Below are 12,631 nucleotides of genomic sequence, written 5' to 3'. Positions count from 1 at the left end.
TGGGTCAATCAGAACGTTATATTGGTAGCGTTAGCACTCGATAATATTCACAGCCAATCCACCGCGGGCTGTTTCTTTATATTTTGTCTTCATGTCATTACCAGTATCTAGCATGGTTTTAATGACTTTATCGAGCGATACCTTTTGGTCACCAGTACCTCTAATGGCAAGTCGAGAGGCGTTGATGGCTTTGACGGCGCCCATCGCATTTCGTTCGATACAAGGTACTTGCACTAAACCACCAACAGGGTCGCAGGTTAAGCCTAAATTGTGTTCCATACCAATCTCTGCAGCATTTTCAACATGTACGACATTGCCGCCCATAATTTCTGTTAATGCGCCTGCGGCCATTGAGCACGCAACGCCGACTTCACCTTGGCAGCCTACTTCAGCACCAGAAATAGAGGCATTTTTTTTGTATAAAATACCAATTGCTGCAGCTGTCAGTAAGTAACGGGTGGCAATTTCTTCGTCAACTTCTCGAATAAATGTGTGATAGTACATTAATACTGATGGTAAAATACCGGCGGCACCATTGGTCGGTGCTGTTACAACACGGCCGCCAGCAGCATTTTCTTCATTAACGGCAAGGGCAAACAAATCAACCCAGTCCATGGCCCGTAATGGATCATTACTGTTTTCTACATTGAGCTTTAAATACAGACTAGGTGCTCGACGCTTAACTTTTAAGCCACCAGGTAAAATACCTTCGGTTCTCATACCGCGCTCGATACACGCTTTCATGACTTCCCAGATATTAAACAATTCAGCTTTGATTTCTGCCTGTGTACGCAATGTTTTTTCATTTGCCATCATTAAAGATGAAACACTCAGGCCTGAGTCTTTACATAAAGCAAGGAGTTCAGCTGCATTTTCAAATAGGTAAGGAGCAGGGTTTTGTTCTCTTATATCTAGCGCCGCTTGCTTTTCACAGTCAAACTGTTCGTCAGTTACAATGAAGCCACCGCCGATTGAATAATATACTTGGCTATGCAGACGTTCGTCACCATTAAAAGCAACAATTTCCATTGCGTTAGAGTGCTTTGGAAGGGTTTTTCTACGGTGAAATACGATGGCGCCTTGCTTAGGAAAAGCTGCTTTGTGGGTTTTATCTAAGTAGATCACTTGTTCTTTTTCGATTTGATCTAAGATAGATGGAACAGCATCAGCGTCGATGGTCTCAGGATCATAACCTGCAAGACCTAAAATAACCGCTTTACCTGAACCGTGGCCAATACCAGTTTGACCTAATGAGCCGTATAGCTCGACTTTAACAGCAGTAACGTCTTCGATCATTCCTTTAGATTGTAAATCTTGTACGAATAAACGAGACGCGCGCATTGGACCGACGGTATGCGACGACGAAGGTCCAATACCGATACTAAACATATCGAATGCACTAATCATAATTTATACTCAACATTGCCTTTGAACGGGCGCACATCATAACTTTAAAATGCATAATTGTAACCAGTTCAATTATGAATTTATTATGCTTACTCAACCAATTTAACAAAGTTTTTAACGACACTGGCGGTTGCCCCCCATAGGAGACCATATGGTGTTAAAAAGCCGTCCATTTGACGTGACTTACCAGCATATTCAACATGCATAGTTTGCCAGTTATTATGATCTATCAGGTGTGAGAGTTTGATGGTAAAAGCATGATCAACTTCAGCACTTTTAGTATGCCATATGGCATGCTTTTCAAGTGTTGCCACGATAGGTCTAATACAAAACCCTGTTAAAGTATTATGTTCGTTGAGCTGCCCTATGGTGTTTATGTATTGTGATTCTATTCCCAGCTCTTCTTGTGTTTCTCGCACGGCCGTGTGTGTTTTTGATTTGTCACTGGGTTCTACTTTGCCCCCAGGAAAACAAATTTGACTTGGGTGATGTGCCAGATAAGCGGGGCGTTTGCAAAATAGTAAAGCAGCTTCACCGTGTTCTTCAATTAAAGGTAACAAAATGGCGCTGTCACGAACGCTGGTATGTGGTTGATGGTCGCTTGTTGTATCAGCATGAATATGAAATCTGGCAATAACATCAGATAGTTTCACTGTTTCTCCAAACGAGATTTATTGTTTACTAAGTATAGGTAAGATTTTTTGTACTTTATGAAAAGTTTCTTGATATTCTAAATCAGCTTCCGAATCAGCAACAATTCCGCCACCGGCCCAACAAAATATTGTATTGTTGTGGCATATTAGTGTTCTGATGGTAATGGATGTATCCATTCGACCACATGCACTTAAATAGCCAATTGAACCACAATATACACTGCGTCGGTGCGGCTCTAGCTCTTCGATGATTTCCATGGCTCTAATTTTTGGTGCGCCTGTTATCGACCCTCCAGGGAATGCTGCATATAATTGATCAACTGCGGTTTTTCCTTGTGCAAGTTCGCTGGTAACGGTGCTTACTAAGTGATGCACCGCGGGGAAGCTCTCAATGGCAAACAGTTTGGGGACAGATACGGAGCCAGGCCGAGCAACCTTACCAAGATCATTTCTTAATAAGTCGACAATCATCACATTCTCAGCACGATCTTTCGCACTATTTTGCAGTGTTATGGCTTGTTGGCGATCGGCATCGGCGTTTGCAAGTCTGGGTAGAGTACCTTTGATAGGTTTTGATTCAACTTTGTTGTGATTAACGAGCAAAAACCGTTCTGGTGATACCGATAAAACTGCGCCATAAGGCAAATTAATATAGGCAGAAAAGGGGGCTTTATTTTGAGTTTGCAAGCGTTTATATGCTGCCCAGGGATTGCCAGAGTATTGTGCACTGAAGCGTTGTGCGAGATTAATCTGATAACAGTCACCACTTTTTAAGTAAGCTTGAATGTGTGAAAATTTATCAAAGTATTCTTGTTGTGTAAGGTTCGATGTCCAATCGCTGTTTAATGAGAAGTCGTTGTTACTCTCAGCGCTGTTTTTCGGTGTAGATAAGTCGAAGTAATCGGATAAGTTATCGACGTTTGGTTGCGACACATAATACCAAGTATCTGTTAAGTTATCTTTGATCAACGCATCTAGGTAGAGGCCAACGACCATATCAGGTAACGCAATATCTTGTTGTGCTGATTCAGGCACTCGTTCTATATAACGGCCTAAATCATAACCAAAATAACCTAACCAACCGCCTGAAAATGGCAATTCAAATGGCGCGGGCTGTTTAGATAACATATTTAAGTGGGTATTCATGGCCTCGAACCAATTTAATTCTATTTTATTTCCATCTAGAAAAATTGCTTGAGATTTGGCTTCAAGTATATGTGTCGGGTTAATGCTGATAATGTCATAGCGACTATTTTCATGTTGAGCATGACTAGAATCGAGCAAAATTGCGTATGGTAAGTGGGCAAATTGCTCAAAAAGTGCCACAGTGGAGAGTGATATATCTAATTTTTTACAATTGATTTGCTCATTTATCATTTACTTGAACCTGAAAACTAGCCCGAAACGGGCGGGGAGGGTATCATACTTATCTCGTTTTCTACAGTCACCCAAGGGTCACTGTAAACCGTCATTATCGTCTAGATGTATTCTGTTATTGACTATTGTGGTTAATAGCACAAATTAAGGAACCGTCATGAGTATGATCCGTCAGCAAGATTTCATCGACAGTATTGAAGATGCTTTGCAATATATCTCTTTTTATCACCCGTTGGATTTTGTTCAAGCATTAGAGAAGGCTTATCACAAAGAAGAAAGTAAAGCTGCAAAAGATGCCATTGCGCAAATTTTGATAAATTCTCGCATGTCTGCAGAAGGCAAACGCCCGCTGTGTCAAGATACAGGTATCGTGACCTGTTTTGTTAAAGTTGGCATGGATGTGAAATGGGATCAAACGGATTTAACTGTTCAACAAATGGTTGATGAAGGTACTCGTCGCGCATATTTAAATCCAGACAATCCTCTGCGTGCTTCTATTGTAGCAGACCCTGCAGGGAGTCGTAAAAACACCAAAGACAATACACCATCGGTTGTGCACATTGATATGGTGGCTGGCGCTGAAGTGGAAGTAATGATTGCCGCGAAAGGTGGTGGTTCAGAGAATAAAACAAAAATGGTAATGCTTAACCCATCAGATGATGTGGCTGCATGGGTTGAAAAAACACTGCCAACAATGGGGGCGGGTTGGTGCCCACCGGGTATGTTAGGAATAGGTATTGGTGGTACTGCGGAAAAGGCCGCGGTGCTGGCAAAAGAATCGCTGATGGATCCGGTTGATATTCATGAATTACAAGCTCGAGGCGCTGAAACAGCAGAAGAAAAATTGCGTCTAGAGATTTTCGAGCGAGCGAACAAACTAGGGATCGGTGCTCAAGGTCTTGGTGGGCTAACAACAGTGGTTGACATAAAAATAAAAACAGCGCCTACCCATGCGGCATCAAAACCTGTGGTTATGATCCCAAATTGTGCAGCTACACGCCATGTACACTTTACGCTCGATGGTTCAGGACCTGCAGATTTAAAAGCGCCAAAACTAGAAGATTGGCCTGAAGTGACATGGGAAGTGGGTGAAGATACGCGTCGCGTTAACCTTGATACGCTGACAAAAGAAGATACCCATGACTGGAAAATGGGTGAGACAGTATTACTTTCAGGCAAAATTTTAACGGGCCGTGATGCTGCACATAAACGTTTACAAGATATGATCAATTCAGGTGAAGGTTTACCTAAAAATGTAGACTTCAATAATAAATTTATTTATTACGTAGGCCCTGTTGATGCTGTCGGTGATGAAGCGGTGGGCCCAGCTGGTCCAACAACGGCAACACGTATGGATAAATTCACAGACTTGATGCTCGAAAGTACTGGCATTGTTGGTATGATTGGTAAAGCAGAACGAGGTCCAGCGACCGTTGAATCAATTAAACAAAATAAATCAGTGTATTTAATGGCTGTCGGTGGTGCTGCATACTTGGTTGCGAAGGCAATTAAAAAAGCGCGGGTCGTTGCTTTTGAAGATTTGGGAATGGAAGCTATCTATGAATTTGAAGTAGAAGATATGCCGGTAACTGTTGCGGTAGATAGCACTGGTGCCAATGCGCATGAACAAGGCCCTGCAATCTGGAAAGCAAAAATAGAAGAGTTAGACAGTAAGTTAAAATAAACTTATTAACAGTTTAATCATAACCGCATAGAAGGTCACTTCAATGCGGTTTTTTTGTAATTATATCTGTACATTGGGGTCGAGCTTTACGTTTACGTAAAGGGTCCTTGCTGATAATTAAGATATTTTAACTGTATAAGTTGTTATTTAAATAAATATTGAATTATTTACCTATATTTTTGGTTATATTTAAAATAATAATTTAAATATGCAAGCAATTGTAGGTTGATCATCTCATTTCCTAGTAACACCAAACAGATAGTGATAGAGTTTTGCCAGTTTCAGCGCTACTCACCCCAATGGGGCAAAAATTTCGGAGAACTATAAAGTGGCTGTTTTTAACCAAGTTGAATTTGATAACCATGAACAAGTGGTGTTTTGTGCCGATGAGGCGTCAGGCTTAAAAGCCATTATAGCAGTACATAGCACTAAGCTAGGTCCTGCCGTAGGCGGTTGCCGCTTGTGGGATTATGCAGAAGATGAAGATGCTGTGTATGATGTACTGCGCCTGTCAAAGGGAATGACGTATAAAAATGCGGTCGCTCGTTTACCATTTGGTGGCGGAAAATCAGTCATTATAGGTGATGCTAAGACAATCAAGTCGGATGCACTATTTAAGGCTTTTGGCAGACACCTTGAGCGTTTAGGTGGCAGCTATTATTCAGCAGAAGATGTTAACATTACTACCGGTGATGTAATGGTTATGAATCAAGAAACTAATTATGTATTAGGTCTTGAAGGTAAAAGTGGTAACCCATCACCATTTACTGCTCTAGGTACGTTCTTAGGGATCAAAGCGGCATATCAGCATAAGCATGGACATCAAGATTTAGCGGGTGTTAAAGTCGCAGTACAAGGGCTTGGCGCGGTTGCTTATGGCTTGTGTAAGCACTTACATGAGGCGGGCGCAGAGTTGTTCGTGACAGACATAAATATGGCGTCCGTTGATAGAGTGGTAACTGATTTTGGTGCAACTGCTGTTGGTATCGATGAGATTTACGACCTTGATGTGGATGTTTACGCTCCATGTGCTTTAGGCGCAACGGTAAATGATGAAACTATTCCGAGAATTAAAGCGAATATCATTGCAGGCTGCGCTAATAACCAGCTTGCAGAGTCTCGACATGGTGAGATATTACGTGAAAAAGGCGTGTTGTACGCACCTGATTATGTGATTAACGCTGGGGGTATCATTAATGTGTTTTATGAAACCCAACCACAAGGGTACGATGAAGCACTTGCAACTAAGCATGTTGAAGGCATTTTTGAGACATTAGCAGAGATTTTTACTCGCTCTGAGTCTGAACAAAAGTCTACTCACATTATTGCGGATGAATTGGCACAAGAGATAATAGCAAACGGTTTATAATCGATAGACTATAATTTCAATGAAAAATGATAAGGCATGCTCTGGCATGCCTTTTTTATGTGAGAGTGATGAGTATTGAAAACTTTGAATATGAAAACATGGCCTAGAGCAGACCACTTTAGATTTTATCAAGCGTTTTCGGAGCCGTTTTTTAATATAACAGTTGAATTAGAGCTTGGTAAGTTACACGCGTGGTCGAAAGCGCGCAAAGTGCCGTTTTCACACTGTTATTTATATTGTTTGTCACGAGCGATAGATGCTTATGAGCCCATGCGCTATCGAATTGTGGGTGATACGGTGGTGGTGACTGATGATGTGGTTTTGAGTACGGTGTTTTTAAATGATGACGAGACTTTTCGCTTTGTGCCATTGAATAAGGGCACCGACTTATTCGAGTTCTCTCAAAGTACGGCGCTCGCACAACAATTGCATTCAAAACAGTCCTTGATTAATGATGCTTTTTTGTCAAGGTCCACTGATTTAAACCAGGTGTATGTTTCCATTTTGCCTTGGTTCAAGTTTTCCAGTTTTAGCCATGCCCATACAGCAAGAGACGTAGAAAATGGCATTCCAAAATTTGTATTTGGGAAATATGATTCTATAACTAATACAACACCGTTAAATATTGAAGTCCATCATGGCCTTATGGATGGGCTTCATGTTGCTAAATTCCTCACGGAAATTGAGGTTCAAATAGCGAAAGCAAGTAAAGAATAAGCTCGTTTTTTAGTCGTTTGAAGCACTCTACGTTTGTTGGTGAATAAATTGCAATAATTTTTTTGGAGTTAACATTTTGACCCCTTTAAAATCAATTGGTTACATGTAAAATTTACCAAAATAATATATCCATTACAATATTTTGTGCGGTTGTAATAAATTGTAAAGAAGATTGGTTAAGTGCTTTATAATCAACGGCTACAGGCGCTGGGGTAGAAAATCATTGTTAATTTTTTGTTTTCTATCGAGTTTATTTTTTCTTGTCAACAAAAATTGTTTTGCCCGTGAAGTTGACACATGGACTTGCATTTAGCATTATTGGACAGTTGATATCTGTTAAAAGATATCAGGGTTGCTCTTTTAAAGAGTGATAAAATTATAAAAGTAACATTACTTAATTGGTTGGGAACTATGTCTGTTAAAATCAGAAAGAGTCTTGTAGCTACAGCACTTTTAGGTGCTACAGCATTTGCAAGCAGCAATGTGATTGCAGATCCTTTGAACGACGTACAAAAAGTAGGTCAACAAACTCAAAAGGCTGCTCAAAAGTCTCAAGAAAAAATCGACAACATTTTCGGTCAGACGCAAGAATTGGTCGGCGAATATCGCAGTGTTGTAGACGAAACAGAACTTCTTAAAGTTTATAATGATCACGTTGAACGTTTGGTTATGGACCAACGTGCAGGTATCGAATCTTTCGACCGTCAAATCGGAACTATCGAAAAGACCAAACAAGACGTTGTGCCTTTGATGTATCGCATGATCGATACGCTTGAGCAATTCATCAAAGCGGACGTTCCGTTTGATACTGAAACTCGTATGGGTCGAGTTGAAAAACTACGCGGATTACTTTCTAACTCAAAAGTAACGACTTCTGAGAAGTTCCGTCAAGTTCTAGATGCATATACAATTGAAACTGGTTACAGTTCAGGTATTGCTGCATCACAAGGTTCTTTAGAAATCAGCGGAAAGAATATTAACGTTGACTTCGCGCGCTTAGGGCGTATTGCCTACGTTGCTCAATCATTTGATATGAAGCACGCTTGGGTATGGAACAACGATTCAAAGCAGTGGGATGCATTAGGTGAAGAATACCTTAAGCCGATTAAAGATATGATCCGTATCGCTCGTAATCAGGCAGCCCCAGATCTTGTTGCATTACCAATCTTTGGCGCGGAGTAATATAAAAATGAAGAAACTATTTAAAGGTTTTGCAGTTGCTGCAGCACTATCTGTTTCTGCAGGTGCCGCGCTTAACGCACATGCAAACACAGAAGCACTAGACAAAATCCTTCAAGAAGTTAAGCAGTCGCGTATTTCTGAAGGTAATATCAACAAGAAACGTGAGCAAGAGTTCTTATCAGCACGTGCTGATAAGCAAGCTTTGTTTAACAAAGCGAAGCGCGAACTAGCTGCTGAAAAAGCACGTGGCGTTCGTTTAAACAAAGAATTCAAGCAAAACGAAATTACACTTGCTGAGAAAGAAGTTGAACTAAACAACGCAACGGGTACGCTTGGTGAGATGTTCGGTGTTGTTCGTCGTTCTGCATCAGAAGCAATTGGTTCAATTGAAGCGTCTTTAGTAAGTGCTGAAAAACCAGGTCGAGCTGAAGTACTTCGTTCATTAGCAGCAGCAAAAGAGCTTCCGACTACTCGTGAGTTAGAAGAGCTTTGGATTGCTTTCCAAACTGAGATGACTGAGTCTGCAAAAGTTTCTACTTTTGAAGCGCAAGTTGCTGAGTTAAGTGGTGAAGTGAAGGTTAAGCAAGTAACTCGTGTTGGTAACTTCAACCTTGTAACGAAAGACGGTTATGTACTATACGATGCGGCAAATAAAGCAATCGTACCTTTAGGTAAACAACCTGATGGATACGTACTAAATCAAGTTAATGAACTACTAGGTACTTCAGCTGGTTCATATGCTAAGTTTTATGTTGACCCGACTCGTGGTTCAATTTTACGTTTGAACACACAGCGTGCGACAGTTGAAGAGCGTTGGCATCAGGGTGATACAGTTGGTTATATCATTACTGTATTACTTATTATTGGTGCGTTGTTAGCGCTAGTTCGCTTTATTGATTTAATGATCGTTGGCGGCAAAATGAAAGCGCAAATGAAAAACATCAATACACCTAACGCAAATAACCCGCTTGGTCGTATCTTGAAAGTTTACCAAGATAACAAGAACCAAGACGTTGAAAACCTTGAGCTTAAGCTTGATGAAGCTATTTTACGTGAAACACCACGTGTAGAAGCTGGTATCAACATTATCAAGATTCTTGCAGCTATTGCACCTTTACTAGGTCTACTAGGTACGGTTGTAGGTATGATCATGACGTTTGAATCAATCACGTTATTTGGTACTGGTGACCCGAAAATCATGGCAGGTAACATCTCTCTAGCGCTAGTAACTACAGCACTAGGTCTGATTGCTGCTCTACCTCTAATCCTATTACACGCTATCGTTTCAGGTCGTAGTAAATCTGTACTACATATCCTTGACGAGCAAAGTGCTGGCATCGTTGCAGCACATGCGGAGAAGGAGAAAGCCTAATGCTAGTCCTGATGGAGACCTGGGAATCTATCAGGGATTTTGTTGGCACAGGCGGCCAAGTATTATACGTGGTCGCGATAGCACTCTTTCTTATGTGGGTTTTAATGATAGAGCGCTATTGGTTCCTACTTGCTGAATACCCGAGAATGAAAGCGGATATTGTAGCTAAGTGGGACGCCCGCCAAGACACAACGTCTTGGTACGCACACAGAATTCGTGATGCATGGATTTCTGAAGCGTCTGAGAAATTAGATGAGCGTATGTTGATTATCAAAACATTGGTAGCTATGTGTCCATTAATAGGCTTACTAGGAACCGTAACAGGTATGATCACAGTTTTTGAAACTATGGCTACCCAAGGTACTGGTAACGCACGTTTGATGGCATCAGGTATTTCAATGGCAACGGTACCAACGATGGCTGGAATGGTTGCGGCACTGTCAGGTGTTTTCTTTAGCACTCGCCTTGAAGCAAGAGCGAAAATGGCTAAAGCAAGCCTTGTGGACAGTCTGCCACATCACTAGAGAGAGAAATAAATATGGCACGTAAACAACGTTTTCGTGAAGACGAAGAAGCAGCAGTAGATATGACACCGATGCTAGACATCGTATTCATCATGCTGATCTTCTTCATCGTTACCACTTCTTTCGTGAAAGAAGCAGGTATTGAAGTTAAGAAGCCTAAGGCTGCTCAAGCTCAACAGACCAAGAATGCTAATGTCTTTATCGCTATCCGTGAAAATGGTGAGATTTGGATGGATAAGCGTCAAGTAGATGTTGAGCGTGTTAGTGCGAACCTTGAAAGTATCATTGCAGAACAACCGACTGAAACCATCATTATCCAAGCGGATAAAGGTGCTAAACACGGTGTAGTTGTGAAGGTAATGGACCAAATCAAGGCGACTGATGACGGCCTTAAGATTTCAATCGCTGGAGCTAAGTAATGATTCGTTTTCTGTTTTCACTGATTGCAGGTGGGGCAGTTACTTTCGGCTTGTTCTTTTTTATGTCTTATTTGATCTCCGGCGGTGCCGATAGATCAAATGAGCAAAAAGAGCAGATAGTTGTCGAAATTTTGACGAATCCGCCTGAATCAGAGGTGCAGGAGCGGAAACGTGTTCCGCCTCCACCGCCACCTCCACCGAAGCAGCCGCCTAAACCGCAGCCGCCTCAACCTGAAAATGCAAACCCTGCAGCAGGTGCTATTGGCTTTAACATGCCTAGCATCAACTTAGGGGGAACAGCTGGTGGTCTTAGTGGTCCTGGTGCATTTGGACGCGATGGTGATGCTACACCTATCGTTCGAATTGAGCCTAAGTACCCAACACAAGCTGCGCGTGATGGTAAAGAAGGTTGGGTACAACTTTCATTTACAATTAACGAGCTTGGTGGCGTTGATGACGTAAAAGTTATTGCCGCAGAGCCAAAGCGTATATTTAATCGTGAAGCGATTAGAGCGTTACGTAAGTGGAAATACCGACCTAAAATTGTTGATGGAAAGCCACTGGTACAGCCAGGGTTAACTGTTCAACTTGACTTTAAACTTAACCAAGATTAAGGAGGCAAGAAATGACGCACTTAAAGAAAGCTACAGCTCTTGCTTTACTTATGTCTTTATCGGGTACTGTTTACAGCACAGCTGCTGTTGCAGCACCTGATTATGCTAAGATTGAAGAACGTAAAAACGCCAAAACCAAAATCATGGGTGAACGTACAGGTAAAAAAGTGGTTAAAGCTTTTGACTTGTACAACGAAGATAAAGTTGATGAAGCAATCGCATTGCTGAAAGAGCTGGAGCCTTCAAGTGATTTTGATAAAGCAACGGTTAATCGCTATCTAGGTAGCATGTATGCGCAAAAAGAGAACTATGCTGAAGCGATCAAATATGGTCGTTTAGCGATTGCGCCTGATGCACTGAACTTCAAAGATCAAGCTGACTTATATAAGTTACTAGGTGATTTATTAGCTGGTACTGGTAAGTTTAACGATGCGATTAAATCGTACAATGACTGGATGGACTTTACTGGAGAAGAAGACAGTAAAGTATATGCGCGTATTGCTCAGGGTTATTATGAACTTAAGCAATACAACAAAGTTGTTGAGCCTGCAGATAAAGCTATTGAGCTAGAAAAAGAACCTAACAAACAATATCATATGATAAAGATTGGGGCGTTCTTTGAGCTTAAGCAGTATCAAGAAGCAGTTAAAGTTGGTGAAACTCTCGTTAAGTTATTCCCTGAAGATCCGCAGATGTGGACTCGTTTGGGTTCTTTTTACATGCAGACTGAACAATATAGTAAAGGGCAGACTGTGATGGAAATAGCGTATAAAAAAGGCTATTTTGAAAAAGAAAACCACTACAAGATCTTAGGTAGTTACTATTCTTTAAACGAAATTCCTTATAAAGCGGCGATTGTGTTTGAAAAAGCAATCAAAGAAGGGAAGATTGAGCGTGTTAAAAAGAATGTAACGGCGGTTGCTAGTTACTTTCATCAGGCTAAAAACTTGATTAGTGCAGCGAAGTACTATGAAGAAGCAGCAAAGTTTGACGATGATGCTGAACTTTATAGGAAAGCGGGTAGTCTTTTACTTTCTAAGCAAAAATATAGTGCTGCAGTTAAAAAACTGAATAAGGCACTAGAATTAGGCACTGATAAGAAAGGGATGACATACTCAGACTTGGCTGAAGCTTATTTGTATCAAGAAAAATACAAAAAAGCATACCAGTCTATTGTTAAAGCACAAGAAGATCCTAGAACTCGCAAGTTTGCAAGAGGTTGGGCTACGTTTATTAAAGACAAGGCACAACGCAAAGGCGTTAAAATCTAGAAATAGAAGCCCCGAAAGGGGCTTTTTTATTGGCTCTGTTTT

At 41.1% G+C, this 12,631-nt stretch carries 12 protein-coding genes; 9 read left to right on the top strand and 3 right to left on the bottom strand.

Annotation, left to right across the window (positions count from 1 at the left end; all coding sequences use genetic code 11):
- Positions 1-30 precede the first annotated feature (30 nt).
- From J8M01_RS21085 to pabB, 3 genes are all read right to left on the bottom strand, one after another.
- Complete coding sequence (locus J8M01_RS21085) at positions 31-1,407, bottom strand: L-serine ammonia-lyase (RefSeq protein ID WP_192507965.1); 1,377 nt, start codon at positions 1,405-1,407, stop codon at positions 31-33.
- An 89-nt stretch (positions 1,408-1,496) separates the two neighbouring features.
- On the bottom strand, positions 1,497-2,060 hold the full coding sequence (locus J8M01_RS21080; RefSeq protein ID WP_192507964.1) for a CoA pyrophosphatase: 564 nt from the start codon (positions 2,058-2,060) through the stop codon (positions 1,497-1,499).
- Between the two features lie 18 nt (positions 2,061-2,078).
- On the bottom strand, positions 2,079-3,437 hold the full coding sequence (gene pabB / locus J8M01_RS21075; RefSeq protein WP_211059239.1) for an aminodeoxychorismate synthase component I: 1,359 nt from the start codon (positions 3,435-3,437) through the stop codon (positions 2,079-2,081).
- A gap of 157 nt (positions 3,438-3,594) precedes the next feature.
- Here pabB and J8M01_RS21070 point away from each other — a divergent pair, with 157 nt between their 5' ends.
- From J8M01_RS21070 to J8M01_RS21030, 9 genes are all read left to right on the top strand, one after another.
- Positions 3,595-5,121, top strand: a complete 1,527-nt coding sequence (locus J8M01_RS21070) for a fumarate hydratase (protein WP_192507962.1) — start codon at positions 3,595-3,597, stop codon at positions 5,119-5,121.
- Between the two features lie 328 nt (positions 5,122-5,449).
- Positions 5,450-6,490 carry a Glu/Leu/Phe/Val dehydrogenase gene (locus J8M01_RS21065; RefSeq protein WP_192507961.1) on the top strand — a complete coding sequence of 347 codons (1,041 nt, stop codon included), beginning with the start codon at positions 5,450-5,452 and terminating at the stop codon, positions 6,488-6,490.
- Positions 6,491-6,580: 90 nt separating this feature from the next.
- Positions 6,581-7,207 (top strand): CatA-like O-acetyltransferase, encoded by a 627-nt coding sequence (locus tag J8M01_RS21060; protein WP_211059238.1) that lies wholly within the window; start codon positions 6,581-6,583, stop codon positions 7,205-7,207.
- A 411-nt stretch (positions 7,208-7,618) separates the two neighbouring features.
- Positions 7,619-8,389: a DUF3450 domain-containing protein gene (locus J8M01_RS21055; protein ID WP_192507959.1), complete on the top strand. Its 771-nt coding sequence runs from the start codon at positions 7,619-7,621 to the stop codon at positions 8,387-8,389.
- A gap of 7 nt (positions 8,390-8,396) precedes the next feature.
- Complete coding sequence (locus J8M01_RS21050) at positions 8,397-9,761, top strand: MotA/TolQ/ExbB proton channel family protein (protein WP_192507958.1); 1,365 nt, start codon at positions 8,397-8,399, stop codon at positions 9,759-9,761.
- A complete protein-coding gene (locus J8M01_RS21045) occupies positions 9,761-10,285 on the top strand; it encodes a MotA/TolQ/ExbB proton channel family protein (RefSeq protein WP_138593585.1) in 525 nt (174 codons plus the stop codon). The genes J8M01_RS21050 and J8M01_RS21045 overlap by 1 nt, the downstream gene beginning before the upstream one ends.
- 14 nt (positions 10,286-10,299) lie before the next feature.
- Positions 10,300-10,704: a biopolymer transporter ExbD gene (locus J8M01_RS21040; protein WP_192507957.1), complete on the top strand. Its 405-nt coding sequence runs from the start codon at positions 10,300-10,302 to the stop codon at positions 10,702-10,704.
- The gene (locus J8M01_RS21035) at positions 10,704-11,318 is read left to right on the top strand and encodes an energy transducer TonB (RefSeq protein WP_192507956.1); all 615 of its coding nucleotides are present in this window, start codon (positions 10,704-10,706) and stop codon (positions 11,316-11,318) included. Before J8M01_RS21040 ends, J8M01_RS21035 begins: the two co-directional genes overlap by 1 nt.
- 11 nt (positions 11,319-11,329) lie before the next feature.
- Positions 11,330-12,589 carry a tetratricopeptide repeat protein gene (locus J8M01_RS21030; protein WP_211059237.1) on the top strand — a complete coding sequence of 420 codons (1,260 nt, stop codon included), beginning with the start codon at positions 11,330-11,332 and terminating at the stop codon, positions 12,587-12,589.
- Positions 12,590-12,631: the final 42 nt, after the last annotated feature.

It is taken from the genome of Pseudoalteromonas sp. MMG005, from assembly GCF_018101015.1.
In the GTDB taxonomy this organism is placed as follows: domain Bacteria; phylum Pseudomonadota; class Gammaproteobacteria; order Enterobacterales; family Alteromonadaceae; genus Pseudoalteromonas; species Pseudoalteromonas aurantia.
The sequence above is the reverse complement of the archived record's forward strand: the minus strand, read 5'-3'. Positions and strand labels throughout refer to the sequence as shown.